The following is a 17,063-nucleotide window of genomic DNA, read 5'->3' as shown; positions in this document are numbered from 1 at the left end:
TTGCAAGGCACCGCTCGAATTCACCGGAACCTGTCGCGCAACTGGTGAAGCAAAGGTCTATGGTAGCGCTAACACTTCCAGGCAGCCCCGGCAAGCCCAAACCCCGGACATCATTTCCCATTGGTCAGTTTCCGGGCAGGCCCATCCTGGCCTCGCCCGGTCGCAAGCCGGATCTATTGCATCGCTCGGACTTTGATATAGGCTGAAAGAAAACAGGGCCGGAGCAGGTCTCCGGGTCCGCACAAGACCAACGGGGAACATGGATCAACTGACACATCCGGACATTGCGTCTGATATCTCTGCGGTTGAGGTCAACCGCGTCTCGAAGATTTTTGGCGGAGAGCAGGAGGTGCGCGCGCTTGATGACGTCTCCGTGTCGATTCGCCGAAATGAATTCTTCACGCTGCTGGGTCCGTCCGGTTGCGGCAAGACCACGCTGCTGCGGCTGATTGCCGGGTTCGAGCCGCCGACGATGGGAACGCTGCAACTGGGCGGGCGGGACATCTCGCGCCTGCCCCCGAACCAGCGCCCGATCAACACGGTGTTCCAGAACTATGCGCTGTTTCCGCATATGAGCGTCGCAGGCAACATCGCGTTCGGGCTCGAGATGCTGGGCAAGCCCAAATCCGAGATTGCCGAAACGGTGGACCGGATGCTCAGGCTGGTGCAGATGGAGCCGCTCAAGAACCGCCGCACCTCGGAAATTTCGGGCGGGCAGCAACAGCGCGTCGCGCTCGCCCGCGCCCTCGCCCCGCATCCCGAAGTGCTGCTTCTCGACGAACCGCTATCCGCGCTCGATCTCAAGCTGCGCAAGGAAATGCAGATCGAACTCAAACGGTTGCAACACGAAACAGGGATCACCTTCATCTTCGTCACCCACGATCAGGAAGAGGCGCTGACCATGTCCGACCGCATCGCGGTGATGAGCGCGGGCAAGATTCTCCAGATCGGGTCGCCCCGGGATATATATGAACGCCCCGCCGAGCGCTTCGTGGCCAATTTCATCGGTGAGTCGAATTTTCTGGACGCCGAACTGACGGGCAATACCGTGACGCTGCGCGCGGGCGGACGGTTCGATGTGACGGTTCCACATGGCGTCGCCGATGGCGCAGTCAGCGTTCTGATCCGTCCCGAGCACGCCAGTTTGCGCGCGGGCCAACCCTCCGGCAATGAAATAGCCGCGGTGATCGAGAACATCGTCTATTCGGGGGACGCGACAGCGGTTCACCTGCGCCTGGAAACCGGCGAACTGGTCAAGGTGCGCATGGCGAATGCACCCGGAAGCGATGACGCGCTGCCCGGTCTGGGCGGCACCGTCGCCATGAGCTTTGCGCCCGGTGCCATCACCGTTCTGAGGGATTGAGGCCGTGACCGACACCAGCCCGCCTTTTGCCCCCGGCGACCTCGAAGCCGAAGCCGCGCGCCAGGACACCCGCCGCCGCTGGCTGTTGTCGCTGCCTGCGCTTGTTATCATCGTCTGCGCGGCAACCGGGCCGCTGCTGGTGATGGTGGTCTATTCCTTTCTCGCGCCCGGCGACTATGGCAACGTCAAGTGGGAGTTCTCGACCGACGGCTGGGTCGGCATCTTTCTTCAGCGCGACATTTTCGACGACACGCTGATGTGGGCCGACGCGCATCTTTCGATCTTCTGGCGCAGCCTGTCGCTATCGCTGATCACCACGGTGACGACCCTGATCTTTGGCGTTCCGACCGCGTGGTTCATTGCCACGCAACCGCCTGGCCGACGGGAATTCTGGCTGTTCCTGATCACGGTGCCGTTCTGGACCAACCTGCTGGTGCGCACCATCGCGATTCAGGAACTGCTGCGCGCCGAAGGCGTGTTCAACAACATCCTCATTTTAATCGGTGTCATCGACACGCCGATCCAGCTCATGTTCACCAATTTCGCCATCGCCTTCGGCATGACCTATGTCTACCTGCCGTTGATGGTGCTGCCGGTCTATGCGGCGGTGGACAAGCTGGATTTTAGGCTGGTCGAAGCGGCGCATGATCTCTATGCCGGGCGCTGGACGGCGTTTCGCCGGGTCATCCTGCCGCTCATCAAGCCCGGAATCATCGCCGGGTCGATCCTCGTGTTCATTCCGTCGCTGGGCGCCTATGTCACGCCGCGCGTGCTGGGCGGCGGCAAGAACCTGATGTTCGGAAACCTGATCGAACTGCAATTCGGCGCCGGCCGCAACTGGCCCCTGGGCGCTGCGCTGTCGCTTATGCTGATGGCGGCGGTGATGGTTTCGCTGATCTGGTATGTGCGCGTCACTTCGCGGGAGCAGGCCGATGACTGATCCGACACGCGACGCCCCGACATCGAAAGCACGCGGCTATTCCGTGCGCACCCTGCCCGGCTTTGCCATCGTGGCGCTGTTCACTTTCGTGGTGCTCTATGCGCCGATCATGATCCTCGTGACCTATTCCTTCAACGCCGGCACCTCGCTGGCGATCTGGGAAGGCTTCTCGTTGCGCTGGTACCAGCGCGCGATTGCCAATGAACAGGTACAGGACGCCGCCCTGCGCTCGCTCTATCTCGCGACCGTGGCGGCGTCGATCGGCACCGTCGCGGCCACCATGGCCGCGCTCGCCACGACCCGCACCCGACGGTTTCCCGGTCGCACCATGATCTATGCGCTGGTCAACCAGCCCCTGATGGTGCCCGAGATCGTGACCGCCGTCGCCCTGCTGATCGTCTTTGCGGCGGTCAAGGTCTGGACCGGGCATACCAGCATGATCTACCTGATCGTCGCACATACCGCGTTTTGCGTGCCCTTCGCCTATTTGCCGATCCGCGCGCGGCTCGAAACCATGGATACCTCTCTCGAAGCCGCCGCCGCAGATCTCTATGCCTCGCGCTGGCAGGTCTTTCGCCGCGTGACGCTGCCGCTGATGTGGCCGGGCATCGTGGCGGGGCTGATGCTGGCCTTCGTGATCTCGCTGGACGACGTGGTGATCACCGAGTTCGTGAAATCCGCCGGTCAGGACACCTTGCCAACCTATATGCTCGGCCAGCTCAGGCGCGTCGTGACACCCGAAATCAACGCCATTTCGACCGCGATCCTCGTCGCGGGCGCAATCCTGGTCAGCTTGTTCTTCATGCTCACCATGAGAAAACGCTGACCAGCGCCAACCCGGTCGTGACGAACCGGGAGCGGGAACCCGAACACCAACTAGGAGTATACCTGATGAAATATCTGCTATCCGCCGCATCGGCGCTTGCGCTTCTGGCGACCGGTGCCGCCGCACAGGAACTGAACATCTACAACTGGGGCAATTACACCAACCCCAAGCTGATCGAGAAATTCGAGGCCGAGACCGGGATCAAGGTCACGGTCACCGATTTCGACAGCAACGACACGGCGCTGGCCAAGGTCAAGGCCGGAGGTCATGGCTTTGATATCGTCGTGCCCACACACACCTATGTGCCGATCTGGATCAACGAAGGGCTGTTGCTCGAAAGCCGCCCGGACCAGATGGAGAATTTCAAGAACATGGACCCGGCCTGGGTCGACGTGAAATGGGATCCGGGCCGCCGTTATACCGTGCCGTGGCAATGGGGGACCACCGGCGTCGTGGTGAACACCAAGTATTACGACGGCGATATCAACACCTCGGCCATATTCCTCGATCCTCCGGAAGAGCTTGCGGGCAAGATCAACGTGGTGCCTGAAATGGGCGATGTGATGTCGCTGGCCATCCTCTATCACGGCGGCGAGCCCTGTACCGGCGACAAGGACGTGCTCAAGAAGGTACGCGATACTCTGGTCGAGGCCAAGAAATCCTGGCTCGGCATGGATTACGGCAATATCGAGAAATTCGCCAAGGAAGACCTTTGGGCCGGGGTGAACTGGAACGGATCAAGTTTCCGCATGCGCCTGCAGAACGACAACATCGCCTATGGCTATCCCAAGGAAGGCTATCCGGTCTGGATGGATGTGGTCGCGGTGCTCAAGGACGCGCAGAATGTCGATGAAGCCAAGGCGTTTCAGAATTTCATCATGGAGCCGGAAAACGCCGCGTTGATTTCCGAGTTCGCCCGCTATGCCAATGGTATCGCGGGGTCCGAGGAATTCATGCCCGAGGACATGAGGACCGCGCCGGAGATTGTCATTCCCGAAGAGCTGAGAAGCGTCGGCGTGTTCAACGAAACCTGCCCGCCCGATGTGCAGGCGATCTATACCCGGATCTGGACCGATCTTCAGAAGTAAAGCAACCACCGGGACCGCCAGGCGCGGTCCCGGTGTCAGGAACCGCTCTCTTCGGAGCGCGGCCGCAGGGACGCTGCGGACTGGTTGAACAGAACCGAGTTGTTGTCGACCCGGTGTCGTCCCCTGTTCTGATCCGACTTGTTCAGGTCGATGGCGCACTGCACTGCCGGGCGGGACTTGATCCGCGCCCGCCAGCCGGCGACATTGGGAAAGTCGTCCAGCGACGCGCCCAGCGGCTTGGCGATAAACGCCCAGGGAAAGATCAGCATGTCGGCAATCGAATAGTCGTCGAGTATCCAGTCGCGCCCCGCCAGACGGTTTTCCAGCACGCCGAGATTGCGGTCATATTCGCCAAGATACCGATTGAACCCATAGTCTTTCTGATCATCGGGCGCGTAGTTGCGGAAATGGCTGAGTTGCCCGCCCATCGGCCCCTGATTGCCGACCTGCCAGAACAGCCATTCCATCATCTCCTTGCGGCCCCGCAGGTCGCTGGCCGGAGGCTGAAAGCGGCCCGTCTTTTCAGCGAGATAGAGCAGGATCGCACCGGATTCGAAAACCGGAACCGGATCGCGCCCCCACGCGGGCGCAGGATCGTGATCGAGGATCGCCGGTATCTTGGCATTCGGGCTGATGGCAAGAAAATCGGGCGAGAACTGATCGCCGTCGGACAGGCGCAGCAGGTTGGGGCGATAATCGATCCCGCACTCTTCGAGCATGATCGCGGCCTTCCAGCCATTGGGCGTCGGGGCATAGTAAAGATCGATCATGTTTCGCTGTCCTGTGCTTCGGTGGCCACGCCTGCGGCGATCATCGCGTCAATGGCCCGGTCATCGTAACCGGCATCGCTCAGCACTGCACGGGTGTCCTCGCCCAGGCGACGCGCCGGGCGCGGTACATCCAGAGGCGTTGCCGAGAATTGCGCGGGCGGTCGGGCCTGACGCAACCGGCCGGCCTGTGGATGATCGGTTTCGATGATCGCGCCGTTGGCGACGACCTGCGGGTGCGCATACATCTGCGTGCGCGTCAGAACCGGCGCGCAGGGCACGTCATGCGCGGGCAGCCGTTGCATCCAGTTGCCGGTGCTGTCGGTAATCAGCGCCTGTTGTGTCAGGTCCAGCCGCGCGGCCTTGTTCACCTCGCGCGCGGCGACCGTGGCGAACCGCGGATCCGCCAGCCAGTCGGGTCGGTCGACAGCGGCGCACAGCCCGGCCCAGGTGCTGTCGGTATGCGCCGACACCGCCATCCAGCCATCGGCGGTTTGATAGATCAGTTCCACGTAATTCTGCGCGACCTCGGCATCCTGCTCGGGCACCTCGTCACCGACAAAGGTATGCCCCGCCATATCCGAACTCCACAGAAAGGCGATCATGGTATCCAGCATCGACAGCCGCAGATGCGTGCCCTGCCCGCTGCGCTGGCGGGCAAAAAGCGCTGCGGTGATCGCCTGGCTGGCCTGGAGCGCGGTCACCTTGTCGGGCACGATGGTGCGCACCAGCCTGGGTCTGGCCCCGCCCCCCTGCACGCTGGCCAATCCCGACAGCGCCTGGATCAGCGGATCATAAACCGGTTTGCCCGCCCAGTCGCCCTCGAACCCGAAACCGGCAATCGAGGTATAGACGATATCGGGTCGCGCCGCGCGCACCGCCGCCTCGCCAAGGCCGATCCGCTCGGCAACGCCCGGGCGAAAGTTCTGGATGAACACATCGGCGCCCTCACAGAGCCTGAGCGCCGCCTCGATCCCGCGCGGGTCCTTGAGGTTCAGCGCGATGGACCGCTTGTTGCGGTTGTTGTTCAGAAACGACGCGGCAAAACCGCCGCGCCGGTCGGCCACCTGGCGACTGTGATCGCCCCCCCTGGGATGCTCGATCTTGATCACCTCGGCCCCCTGATCCGCAAGGGTCATGGTGGCCAAGGGGCCCGAGATCATCGTGGTAAGGTCGACGACGCGAACGCCATCAAGCGGTCCTGCCATGTTGCGCCCTGCCCTGTCAGCGCGAAATGCCAAAGGCGTCGGCGGTCTCGTCAAGCGACGTGCCAAGTGCGGAGAGGAACCCGTCGATGTCGCCCCGGTTGACGATCATCGGCGGACAGAAGGCAAGCGCATCGACCATCGGCCGCGAAATCACCCCATGCGCGAAGAGCCGCCCGGCCGCGTGTTTGCCAAGCTGCCCCGGTTTCTCCGCCGCGCTCCGCGTCTGTTTGTCGAGCACAAGTTCGACCGCAGCGAGCAGACCGACGCCGCGCACCTCGCCCACGAGCGGATGATCGGCGACTTCTCTCAGCCGCTCATGCAGGTAGCCGCCCATCTCGGCGGCATTGGCGACAAGCCCGCGTTCCTCGATGATCGCGATATTCTCCAATGCGATCGCCGCCCCGGTCGGATGACCGGCCGCGGTGAAACCATGACCCAGCACGCCGATCCGGTTGCTTTCGTCGGCCAGCGGTTCGAACACCTTGTCGTTGATCATGAAGGCCGAAAGCGGAAAATAGCTCGACGTGATCTGCTTGGACATCACCAGGACATCGGGTTTCATGTCGAAGGTCTGCGAACCGAACATTTTCCCGGTGCGGCCAAAGCCGCAAATCACCTCGTCCGCGACCAGCAGGATATCGTATTTGCGCAGCACCTCCTGGATCCGCGCCCAGTAGGTCTTAGGCGGCACCACGACGCCGCCGGCCCCCATCACCGGCTCGGCAATGAAGGCCATCACCGTTTCCGGCCCCTCGGCAAGAATCATCTCTTCGAGTTCGGCCGCCAGGCGGGTGGCAAATTCGACTTCGCTCTCGCCCTCGCGCGCATCGCGATAGTGATGCGGGCTGCCGGTATGCAGCACGTTGGCAATGGGCAGGTCAAAGGATTCGTGGTTCGTCGGCAAGCCGGTCATGCTCGCCGATGCGATGGTCACGCCGTGATACCCACGCAGGCGGCTGATGATCTTCTTGCGTTGCGGCTGCCCCATGGCGTTTGAGCGATACCACAGCAGTTTCAGCACCGAGTCATTGGCCTCGGATCCGGAATTGGTGTAGAACACCTTGCTCATCGGCACCGGAGCAAGCTGAATCAGCTTTTCCGCCAGATCCACCGCAGGCCCGTGCGAGCGGCTGCCGAACGTGTGATAGAACGGCAGCTTCTCCATCTGCCGCGCTGCTGCCGCCGCAAGACGCGGCTCGTTGAACCCGACACCGACACTCCACAACCCCGCCATGCCTTCGAGATAGCGATTGCCGCTGTTGTCGATCACATAGGCACCGTCGCCACGTTCGATGATCAGCGGCCCGTCTTCCTGATGGGCGCGGGCGTTGGTGTAGCTGTGCAGATGATAGGCCACATCACGGGCCTCGGGCGAGTTGGGCTGAAAAGTCATGGCACTTCTTTCCTCGGATCACGGCGTCAACGCGCACACCATGCACGGCAAGCCAGCCGGACACCAGCCTTGATCAGCCCGATTCACGGTCCGAAATTCAGGAGGCGTAGCTCACCAGCAGCGTGACCCCAAGCAGGATCGCGATCCAGAGCACCATCGCCCCGGTCGGCCAGAATTGCGAGGTGCGCGCCATTGGCCCGTAGGTATTGTAAAGCGTGCGGATCAGCGCCTTCAGCGGACCGGCCTTGAACCGGTCCAGCGCACGGAAGAACCCGCGCACCGGGATCGCGAGCAGACCGATCGCCCCCAGCAGCAAACGCCGGTAGACCCAGTCGAAATCGAGATTCACCGTCGGGTTCGGGCGCGGGTACAACCGGGTCGGCAACAGCAGGGCAAATGCCAGTGCCGAGAACAGCAGCAACTGCAATTGCGTGATGATATGGCCGGTCGAATAAGGCTGATAGCTCACGTCATACGGCAGCAGCGAATAAAGGGCGGTCGGATTCGTGCCTGCGTGAACACAGAGCACCGCCGTCAGTCCCATGACCAGCAACATATGACCGGGTGCCTCGCGCGGGCGCAGGCCGCTATCCTTGCTGAAAAAGGCAAAGAACGGCACCTTCAGGCCGCAGACCAGAAAGCCTCCGGCGCTGGCGAGCAGCAGGCAGCCCCAGACCACATAGTACGATCCCTTGGCCGTCGCCGAGATGATCAGCGATTTGGAAACGAAACCCGCAAAGAGCGGAAAGGCCGAAATCGAGGCCGCGCCCACCAGACAGAACAGCGCGGTCAGCGGCATCGTCTTGTAGATCCCGCCAAGATCGGTGGCCCGGCTGGTGCCGGTGCGATACATCACAGCGCCGAGCGTCATGAACAGGAGCATGCCATACAGCACGCCGACAAACGCATGCGCAATCGCCCCGTTCAGCGCCAGTTCGGTGCCAATGCCGATGCCAACGAACATGAACCCCTGTTGCAGGTTCAGCGCATAGGCCACCACCCGCCGCAGATCATTTTCCAGTTGTGCCCAGATCAACGGATAAACCGCCGTGGCCGCCCCGATATAGATCAGCAGCTCGGTCCCGGCAAAACCACGGGCCAGCGCGTAGATCGCCAGCTTGGTGGTAAAGGCCGACAGGATGACGGTGCCGGTGACGGTGGCCGAGGGGTAGGCATCGATCATCCAGTTGTTGAGCAGGATGAAGGCCGCCTTGACCCCGAAGGCAATGAAGATCAGCCAGCTTGCCGGCGAGTCCAGCGTCATGGCGTCGAATGCGATGCTGCCCGTGGCGCTGTAGTGCAGGATGATGCCGGCCAGCAACATCACGCCCGAGCCGATCTGGATCGTGAGATAGCGCATCCCCGAAAAATACGATCCTTCGCTGCGACGTGCCCAGATCAGGAACACCGACGAAATCGCCGTGCCTTCCCAGTAGAAGAACAAGGTGACGAGATCCCCGGCAAAAACCGCCCCGATGGCCGCCCCCACATAGAGCAGCATCGCCACCTGTTGCACCGTATCGCGCAGGTGCCAGGCAAAGAGACCGCCGAGAAAAGCGGCAATGCAGAACAGCAGCGCGAATACCCGGCTGAGCGGGTCCACGCGCATGAGATCGAGTGTGAAGCCGAATAATTCGGTCTGCACGAGATTTCCCATGGGCATCGCATAGACCGCCAGCCCCGCGACAACCGACACGATCAGCACCAGCAGGCTGCGCAGCGGACCGCGCGGCAGGATCGGCAGGATCAGCGCCGCCAGGAAGAACAGAAAAGCGGTGGGCAGCGCGTCAAGCATGGTGATCCACCTTCGCGACCTGCTCCTGCGGCAAGGGTTCGGGGGCGCCGTCCGTGGGCGCGTAGTAATCCCTGGGCCGTTCCAGGATGACACGCATCACAACCGCACAGATCAACAGCGCCGCGCAGGAAAAGAAGCCGAAGAGCGCATAGAATATCGGAAACTCCTCGATCGCAAGATAGCCCTTCTTGTAAAAGATAAAATCCGCGACGATCAGCAGGGCGCAGAGGATGAAGAGAGTATAGCGCACGACCTTTGCGCCACCGGGCCTGTCCAGCCACAGGAACGCCCGGCCCAGGGCCGGATAGGTGTCGGCATTGTCGGGCGTCCTATTGTCCATCGCTCACCCCCGCCTCGGTAATCAGGGGAGTCAGAAAGCTCTCGATCTCTCCTGCGTAAAAGAACAGAACGACACAGCCAAATGCGGTCAGCACCGGCGGCAACCAGACCAGCACGCCCGCCTCGGCGGATTTCGCGCCCTCGGCGATGTCGGGATTGGGCATGAAGAAACCGCGCCCGACGATCGACAGCAGGTAAACCACGTTCAACAGGGAACTGGCCATCAGCACGACAATCATCACCCATTGCCCGGTATCCGCCGCGCCCATCACCAGCAGCCATTTGCTCCACGATCCGCCGAGGGGCGGCAATCCTATGATCGACAGGGCGCCAATCAGGAATGCGCCATAGGTGATGGGCATCACCCGACCCAGCCCGTTCATCTGGCTGATCTCGGTCTTGTGCACGGCGACATAGATCGACCCCGCGCACATGAAGAGGGTGATCTTGCCCATCGCGTGCATCGCGATGTGAAGCCCGCCGCCCAGCACCCCCATCGACGTGGCCAGCGCCATGCCCAGCGTGATATAGCTGAGTTGACTGACCGTGGAATAGGCCAGACGCGCCTTGAGGTTGTCCTTGGTCATCGCCACGACCGACGCCGCGATGATCGAGAACGCCGCCAGCCACATCAGCCATTCCGACGCTCCGGTCTCGGCAAGAAAATCGATGCCGAAGATATAGACACCAACCTTGAGCATGGTGAAAACACCCGCCTTGACCACCGCCACCGCGTGCAGCAGGGCCGAAACCGGTGTCGGCGCGACCATCGCGGACGGCAGCCAGCGGTGGAACGGCATCAGAGCCGCCTTGCCGATGCCAAAGGCATAAAGCGCCAGCAGCACCGGCACCATCATACCCGTGACATTCCCTCGCAGGATACCGCCCCTGGTAAAGTCGAGCGTCCCGGTCAGGGTCCAGGTCCAGATCACCGCCACCAGCAGAAACCCGATCGAGGTGCCGATCAGGATACCGAGGTAAACCCGCGCGCCGGCCCGCGCCTCATCCGTGCCCTTGTGCGCGACCAGAGGAAAGGTCGAGAGCGTCAATGCCTCGTAGAACAGGAACAGCGTGAACATGTTGGCGGCAAAGGCGATGCCAAGCGTCGCCGAGATCGCAACCGAGAAAAAGCAGAAGAACCGCGCGTGGTGATCCTCGTTGTTGCCGCGCATGTAGCCGACGCCGTAGAGATGCGTCAGGATCCAGAGCCCGCTGGCAATCAGCGCGAACATCAGGCCCAGAGGCTCGACATTGAAGGCGAGTTCGAGCCCCGGCATCACCGTCAGCAGAACCATCGGTTCGGTGGTGCCATTGCCGACGTTGTAAAGGATGTTGAGAACGCAGCCAAAGGTCAGGAGCGCGGCGACAAAGGTCGTGCCGTCGCGCAGGTTGGGTGCCTCGCGCAGCACAAGGTTGGCAATCGCGGCAAGCGCCGGGATCAGCATGCTGGCAAGAATGGCCGTGTTGGTATCCATGCCGCCCCCTATTGTCCCATCATCCCGGCAGACCCGGCCAGCAGACCGCGCGCCGCCGCCTGTGCCGCGCTCATCGTCATGTCGGTATTCAGGCCAAACCAGATGCAGGCGAGCGCCATGATCCAGATCGGCACCAGCATCGACATCGGCACCTCACGCACCCGCGAATCCTCGGGGGTGGGTTGCAGGTAGAGCACTTCGATCACCCGCCAGACATAGATCACCGCAAGCAGGCTGGACCCCACGATCAGGATCGCGACCGGCCACCACCCCTTTTCCAATGCGCCCTGCACCAGCACCCATTTGGAAATGAACCCCGCGGTGCCGGGAACACCGATCAGGCTGAGCCCGGCAATCACGACCGCCGCCGAGGTCAGGGGCATCCGCCGTCCAAGACCCTGCATCGTGTCGTAAAACGATCCGCCCGCACTGTAGACATAGGCTCCCACCGCCATGAACAGCGCCGCCTTGGTGATGCCGTGATTGAACAGGTGGATGACCGCCGCCGTGACACCGGTTTCGTTCAGAAACGAGATACCCAGCAGGATATAGCCGATCTGCGCGACGCTGGAAAATGCCAGCATCATCTTGAAATCGCTCTGGAAAACGGCAACGAAGCTGCACGCGAACATCGCCACGAGCGCAAAGGGAAGGATGATGAATTCCAGCGTGTGGACCTCGAATATGAAGGCCGGCTGGAACACCGAAAAGACAAAGCGCAGCAACACGTAGACCGCGACCTTGGTGGCCGTCGCCGCGAGGAACGCGGTGATGGCCGAGGGCGCGTAGGTATAGGCGTTGGGCAGCCAGCGATGCACCGGGTACATCGCCACTTTCAACCCGATCCCCACGACGATGAAGGCAAAGGCCGCGCGAATGGTTCGGCTGTCGCCCTTGTCCGCGATCCGATCGGCCAGATCCGCAAGGTTCAGCGTGCCGGTCGCCATGTAGAGGAAACCGATCCCGATCACGAAGAACGTAGCACCGATCGTTCCCATGATCAGGTAATCATAGGACGCCGTCAGCGCCCGCCTGTCGCGCTCCGCCCCCTGCGCGATCAAGACATAGGTCGAGAGCGACGAAATCTCGAGAAACACGAAGACGTTGAACGCATCGCCGGTGATTGCAACGCCCATCAACCCGCTGAAACACAAGAGATACGCGGTGTAAAACAGCGCGTGGTGCCGCTCGGACACCTCTCGGGCGATGCTGGTGCGCGCATAGGGCAGCACAACGGTGCTGATCGCCGAGACCAGCAGCAGCACAAAGGCATTGGCCGCATCGACGCGATATTCGATCCCGACGGGCGGGGCCCAGCCCCCCATGTGATAGGAAATGATGCTGCCATCCAGAACCGAGGCCAGCAGCAACGCCGCAATGACCAGCGACGCCAGGCTGGCCGCAAAGGCGATCGGCCAGGCCCATCTGCGCCCCCCCAGCAACACGATCAACGGTGCGGCGACAAACGGCACGACGATCTGAAGCGCCGGCAATTGATCGGTCAGCGTGAGCGCCGTATGGATCACAGTCTCGGTTGTCATCAGCGCGGCTCGCTCGCGACTTCGCTATGCAGGTTGGCATCCCGCAGGCAGGTATCCCTGTCTATTTTCTGAATGCTGTCTTCCTCGATCGTGCCGTATTCCTCGCGGATGCGCACCGCCAGCGCCAGACCCAGCGATGTTGTCGCCACGCCCACCACAATGGCCGTGAGGATCAGGACATGCGGCAACGGGTTGGAATAAAGAACATCCGGATCGATATTCATGTCCACCGGAAAGATCGGGGCGGTCCCGCCCTTCACCTTGCCCACGGAAATGTAAAGCATGAAAACCGCAGTCTGAAAGATGTTCAGCCCGACGATCTTTTTCACCAGGTTGCCCTTGGCGACCACGATATAAAGGCCGGTCATCATCAGAATGATGAACAGCCAATAGTTCAGGTGTCCGATGACAAAGGTCCAGTCCAGGCCAAACTCCTTTACCATGCTTCGTCATCCATCGGTGGTGTGCGCGATGCAAAGGCATAGAAGATCGTCACCATCACGGCGGTCACGGTGATGCCGACGCCAAGCTCGATGAGGATGATGCCGTTATGCTGCCCGCTCACGGGATGCTCCGGGTTGATCGCGTCATAGTCGAGATAATTGTAACCGGCGAACATGCTGTAGACCCCGGTCAGCGCATAGAGCAGCAGGCCGACCGCCATCAGCTTGTGCACGAACCAGGGGGGCAGCACCTTTTGCGCATCGGCGAGGCTGAACACCACGGAATAGATGATGAACGCGACCGACATGATGACCCCGGCCTGAAAACCGCCGCCCGGTGAATAGTCTCCGTGAAACTGCACATAGAGCGCGAACAGCATGATGACGCCGATCAGCAGCTTGGTCACCACGCGCAGGATGAGGTGGTGGCGCATCAGCTGTCCTCTTTCTCTTGGCGGCGACGGCGGTGGCGCAACCCGCTGAGCAACAGCAGAACACCGACCCCGGCGGTAAAGACCACCGCAACCTCGCCCAACGTATCGAACCCGCGATAGCTGGCCAGAATGGCCGTCACGATATTGGGGACGTCGATCTCATGCGGGCTGTTCTGAATGAAGTCGGGGGCCAGATGAACCTGGGCCGGGGCGTTGGGATCGCCGAAATTCGGCATATCCATCGTGCCATAGATCAGCGCCGCACCGGTGACAAAAACCACGAAGAGCGGGATCACGGGCGAATGGGTTGCCGGGCGCTCGAACCGCGCCGTCAACGCCAGCGTGCCCAGCATGAGCACTGTCGAAATCCCCGCCCCCACGGCGGCCTCGGTGAAAGCAACATCAACCGCATCCAGCGTCACGAAGAGCAGCGCCGACAACAGGCTGAATGCCCCTGACAGCATCGCGGTCGCAAAAAGGCTCTGCGCGCGCACCACCGCCAGCGCCGTCAGCACCAGCAGTATGAACAGAATGATATCGCTATAAATTTCTATTTCGGGCCAGCCTTACTTGGTATCGAGGTTCGGATTGAATTCGGGATCCTCTTCGGGCGGCACATCGGAACGCGGTTTGAGCCCCGATACCAGCGCCGCATTGGCGACCGCATGGGTCGAGGTCGGTCCGGTGATGAAAAGGAAGGCCAGAATGATGAAGAGTTTCACCGTGATGAGTGTCAGCCCCGCCTGCATCGCCATGCCCAGGATCAACAGGATGACGCCGGCGCTGTCGCTGATCGACATGCCATGCAACCGGGTCCAGAAATCCGGCAGGCGCAGCACGCCCAAGGACCCGACAATCGTGAAGAACGATCCCGAAACGATGAACACCCAGCTGAGGATTTCGACGATCATATCCATGGGGTCAACTGTCCGCCTCGCTCATGTCGCGGCGCACGTCGCCGATGGCACGATAGCGAAAATACTTGAGGATCGCGATGGTGCCGACAAAGTTGATCAGCGCATAGAGCAGCGCGATATCGAGAAAATCCGGGCGTCCCATCAGGAAACCGATAACCCCGATGAACAGCACCGTATGCGTCCCGAACGAGTTCAGCGCCAGAACCCGGTCATAGAGCGACGGCCCCGCGAACAGACGGATCAGCACAAGGATCATCGCGATGAACAGCGACACGGTTGCAACAACGAACATCAACCCGCACGCTCCGTTTCAATGGCGGTGACACGCGCGTCCATGTCGGCCAGCGCGACCAGATCGTCAGGCGAATAATCCAGGGCATGCACCAGGAAATACCCCAGGTCGGTCTCGACCGTCAGCGTACCCGGCGTCAGCGTGATCGAGTTTGCAAAGATCACCTGACCGACATCGGATTTCTGCGTGTAGGGGACGGCAAAGAGATGCTGGGTGATCGGCATCTTCGGCGACAGCACGATCTTGGTCACAGCCCAGTTTGCCCTGGCGATCTCGACCAGCAGCCAGAAGAAATATCCCACGCTCGCAATCGGCGACAGCGGCAGCGTCACCCGGTCCTCGTCAACGCTGTCCATCCGGTGCAGCACGTAGACCACGAGCAGCACCGAGACCGCGCCCAATCCGAGGATCAACGGCTTGTAGAGACCGGACATCAGGAGCCAGAGCGCCGATAGAAATATCGCGGTTCCGATCAATCGCACCTGACGTTTCCCCACCCGTTGCTCCATCCCTGACAGTTTCTGTTTCGCGGATGGAAATTGTTCTTTTCTTGATTCGTAGAAATACTAGGAAATATCGTTTTGATTGTATATAAGGAACCGGAAACCGCCCTGGTCCTGTCCGCAAAATCCCTTTTCTATCCGGTGCATGGCGGGCCACGCTCACGCGTCGCAACAGCGTGGTCGCGACGATGTTTTCGCAAACATCCTGCCCCCCACGAGCCTCCCGGTCAGACATCTCCGGCCGTGTCAGAACCCGCCGCACTAACGCGAACTTGATCGTCGTTCCTGCGCGCGTGGCGTGCGTTCCGATCCAGACGTGATATGAAAATTCACATGATTTACCGCTGTCAGATATGGTCCCTTCACGGCGCGCGAAGATGGGCCGCATGAAACGATACCGCATCCTGATCGGCGTCGTTCTGCTGGCCGTGGCGGCGGCGCTGGTTGTCTATCGCCTGTCCCTGATCCCGCCGGATTATGCCGGCCGTTCGATCAGCGTCGAACAGGCCCATGAGCTTGCGTCCAGAGGCGAACTCGTCCTGATCGATATTCGCCGCCCAGAGGAATGGAAGCGCACGGGAATTCCCGCCGGGGCCAGCCCGCTGGACATGCGGCGTCCGGATTTCCAGGCGACGCTTGCCGAGATCGCCGACGCCGATCGCTCCCGGCCCATCGCTCTGATCTGCGCGCGGGGCGTGCGTTCGGCCCGCATGGCGCAGGCGCTGAGCGCGGCGGGTTATACCGACATCATCGACGTTCCCGAAGGCATGCTCGGATCGGCGGCCGGACCGGGTTGGCTCGCCAGCAACTTGCCGGTCACACCAATTGCGGAGACTCCCGAATGAAAATTCTCACGGCCCCGGCGCTGTTGTTGACCGTGCTCGCGAGCGTCGCAAAGGCGGATTGCGGCCCGGATCAGGGCCCCTGCCTGCTGGACGATGGCGAATACCATGTCGCCCTGCCCGACACCCCGACCGCGACGACCCCGATGGTCATGTTCCTGCATGGCTGGGGCAGCAGCGGTGCGGGAACGCTCGGGAATACCGGCTTGGTCAAGGGTTTGCTGGAGCGTGGCTACGCCCTCGTCGCGCCGACCGGTTCGCGCAACGTGGGGTCGGGCAACGGCTATGGTTGGCGGTTCTATCCGGGCTGGGAAGGTCGGGATGAAATCGAATTCCTGCGACGGGTTCGCGACGATGCCGCCGAGCGGTTCGACCTCGATCCCGACCGCGCCATTCTGGCAGGTTTCTCCGGGGGTGCGTTCATGGTGAACTATCTCGCCTGCGCAGAGCCCGAGGCGTTCGCCGCCTATGCGCCGGTTGCCGGCGGGTTCTGGCGGCCGCATCCGGCGCAATGTGCCGGCCCGGTGCGGCTGTTTCACACGCATGGCTGGCGTGACGGAACCGTGCCGCTGGAGGGCCGCGCACTGGGCGGCGGGCAGTACCGGCAGGGCGACATCTTTGCCGGACTCGAAATCTGGCGGGCCGCCAACCTTTGCCCGGACGAAAAGCCGACCGCCTATGCACAGACCGGGCAGTTCTGGCGTCGTGCCTGGACCCGATGCGCACCGGACAGCGCGCTTGAACTCGCCCTGTTTCCCGGTGGCCACGCCATACCCGGCGACTGGCCGGACATGATCCTTGACTGGTTCGAGGACCGGCCGACCAACTGACGCGGTACGCATCGCATCCGGCGCTGGCCGAAATGCGATGTCCGCGCGTCGGGCGACGCGGGCCTCT

At 61.8% G+C, this 17,063-nt stretch carries 19 protein-coding genes; 6 read left to right on the top strand and 13 right to left on the bottom strand.

The features are described 5' to 3' along the window. Positions 1-259 precede the first annotated feature (259 nt). The 4 genes from AB9K34_RS06320 to AB9K34_RS06305 all read left to right on the top strand — a co-directional run bounded on the left by AB9K34_RS06320 (position 260) and on the right by AB9K34_RS06305 (position 4,217). Positions 260-1,363, top strand: coding sequence for an ABC transporter ATP-binding protein (locus AB9K34_RS06320; RefSeq protein ID WP_369953570.1), 1,104 nt, complete (start codon positions 260-262; stop codon positions 1,361-1,363). A 4-nt stretch (positions 1,364-1,367) separates the two neighbouring features. Continuing rightward, complete coding sequence (locus AB9K34_RS06315; protein ID WP_369953568.1) at positions 1,368-2,303, top strand: ABC transporter permease; 936 nt, start codon at positions 1,368-1,370, stop codon at positions 2,301-2,303. Further along, entirely contained in the window at positions 2,296-3,129 is an 834-nt protein-coding gene (locus tag AB9K34_RS06310) for an ABC transporter permease (RefSeq protein WP_369953567.1), read from the top strand. Before AB9K34_RS06315 ends, AB9K34_RS06310 begins: the two co-directional genes overlap by 8 nt. A gap of 65 nt (positions 3,130-3,194) precedes the next feature. Further along, positions 3,195-4,217, top strand: coding sequence for an extracellular solute-binding protein (locus AB9K34_RS06305; protein WP_369953566.1), 1,023 nt, complete (start codon positions 3,195-3,197; stop codon positions 4,215-4,217). A gap of 35 nt (positions 4,218-4,252) precedes the next feature. On the opposite strand, the gene AB9K34_RS06300 is transcribed toward AB9K34_RS06305, so the two are convergent. The 13 genes from AB9K34_RS06300 to AB9K34_RS06240 all read right to left on the bottom strand — a co-directional run bounded on the left by AB9K34_RS06300 (position 4,253) and on the right by AB9K34_RS06240 (position 15,303). Then, entirely contained in the window at positions 4,253-4,987 is a 735-nt protein-coding gene (locus tag AB9K34_RS06300) for a glutathione binding-like protein (RefSeq protein ID WP_369953565.1), read from the bottom strand. Then, entirely contained in the window at positions 4,984-6,192 is a 1,209-nt protein-coding gene (locus tag AB9K34_RS06295; RefSeq protein WP_369953564.1) for a CaiB/BaiF CoA transferase family protein, read from the bottom strand. Before AB9K34_RS06295 ends, AB9K34_RS06300 begins: the two co-directional genes overlap by 4 nt. 16 nt (positions 6,193-6,208) lie before the next feature. Continuing rightward, a complete protein-coding gene (locus AB9K34_RS06290; protein ID WP_369953563.1) occupies positions 6,209-7,585 on the bottom strand; it encodes an aspartate aminotransferase family protein in 1,377 nt (458 codons plus the stop codon). A 97-nt stretch (positions 7,586-7,682) separates the two neighbouring features. Further along, complete coding sequence (locus AB9K34_RS06285) at positions 7,683-9,380, bottom strand: Na(+)/H(+) antiporter subunit D (RefSeq protein ID WP_369953562.1); 1,698 nt, start codon at positions 9,378-9,380, stop codon at positions 7,683-7,685. After that, entirely contained in the window at positions 9,373-9,720 is a 348-nt protein-coding gene (locus tag AB9K34_RS06280) for a hypothetical protein (protein ID WP_369953561.1), read from the bottom strand. Before AB9K34_RS06280 ends, AB9K34_RS06285 begins: the two co-directional genes overlap by 8 nt. After that, the gene (locus AB9K34_RS06275; RefSeq protein ID WP_369953560.1) at positions 9,710-11,194 is read right to left on the bottom strand and encodes a proton-conducting transporter membrane subunit; all 1,485 of its coding nucleotides are present in this window, start codon (positions 11,192-11,194) and stop codon (positions 9,710-9,712) included. The genes AB9K34_RS06280 and AB9K34_RS06275 overlap by 11 nt, the downstream gene beginning before the upstream one ends. 8 nt (positions 11,195-11,202) lie before the next feature. Continuing rightward, positions 11,203-12,735, bottom strand: a complete 1,533-nt coding sequence (locus AB9K34_RS06270) for a monovalent cation/H+ antiporter subunit D family protein (protein ID WP_369953559.1) — start codon at positions 12,733-12,735, stop codon at positions 11,203-11,205. After that, a complete protein-coding gene (locus AB9K34_RS06265; protein ID WP_369953558.1) occupies positions 12,735-13,178 on the bottom strand; it encodes a cation:proton antiporter subunit C in 444 nt (147 codons plus the stop codon). Before AB9K34_RS06265 ends, AB9K34_RS06270 begins: the two co-directional genes overlap by 1 nt. After that, positions 13,172-13,612: a Na(+)/H(+) antiporter subunit B gene (locus AB9K34_RS06260; RefSeq protein ID WP_369953557.1), complete on the bottom strand. Its 441-nt coding sequence runs from the start codon at positions 13,610-13,612 to the stop codon at positions 13,172-13,174. The genes AB9K34_RS06265 and AB9K34_RS06260 overlap by 7 nt, the downstream gene beginning before the upstream one ends. Next, positions 13,612-14,142 (bottom strand): DUF4040 domain-containing protein, encoded by a 531-nt coding sequence (locus AB9K34_RS06255; protein WP_369953635.1) that lies wholly within the window; start codon positions 14,140-14,142, stop codon positions 13,612-13,614. Before AB9K34_RS06255 ends, AB9K34_RS06260 begins: the two co-directional genes overlap by 1 nt. A gap of 36 nt (positions 14,143-14,178) precedes the next feature. Further along, the gene (gene mnhG / locus AB9K34_RS06250) at positions 14,179-14,529 is read right to left on the bottom strand and encodes a monovalent cation/H(+) antiporter subunit G (RefSeq protein WP_369953556.1); all 351 of its coding nucleotides are present in this window, start codon (positions 14,527-14,529) and stop codon (positions 14,179-14,181) included. Between the two features lie 4 nt (positions 14,530-14,533). Continuing rightward, complete coding sequence (locus AB9K34_RS06245; RefSeq protein ID WP_369953555.1) at positions 14,534-14,821, bottom strand: monovalent cation/H+ antiporter complex subunit F; 288 nt, start codon at positions 14,819-14,821, stop codon at positions 14,534-14,536. Next, the gene (locus AB9K34_RS06240; protein ID WP_369953554.1) at positions 14,821-15,303 is read right to left on the bottom strand and encodes a Na+/H+ antiporter subunit E; all 483 of its coding nucleotides are present in this window, start codon (positions 15,301-15,303) and stop codon (positions 14,821-14,823) included. The genes AB9K34_RS06245 and AB9K34_RS06240 overlap by 1 nt, the downstream gene beginning before the upstream one ends. Positions 15,304-15,710: 407 nt before the next feature. Between AB9K34_RS06240 and AB9K34_RS06235 the strand changes: the two genes are divergently transcribed. Further along, a complete protein-coding gene (locus AB9K34_RS06235) occupies positions 15,711-16,169 on the top strand; it encodes a rhodanese-like domain-containing protein (RefSeq protein ID WP_369953553.1) in 459 nt (152 codons plus the stop codon). Next, on the top strand, positions 16,166-16,996 hold the full coding sequence (locus tag AB9K34_RS06230) for a PHB depolymerase family esterase (protein ID WP_369953552.1): 831 nt from the start codon (positions 16,166-16,168) through the stop codon (positions 16,994-16,996). Before AB9K34_RS06235 ends, AB9K34_RS06230 begins: the two co-directional genes overlap by 4 nt. The last annotated feature ends 67 nt before the right edge of the window (positions 16,997-17,063 follow it).

Source organism: Sedimentitalea sp. XS_ASV28 (assembly GCF_041224545.1).
Taxonomy (GTDB): Bacteria; Pseudomonadota; Alphaproteobacteria; order Rhodobacterales; family Rhodobacteraceae; genus Sedimentitalea.
Note: the sequence above shows the minus strand (reverse complement) of the source record. Positions and strands in the feature narration are given on the sequence as shown.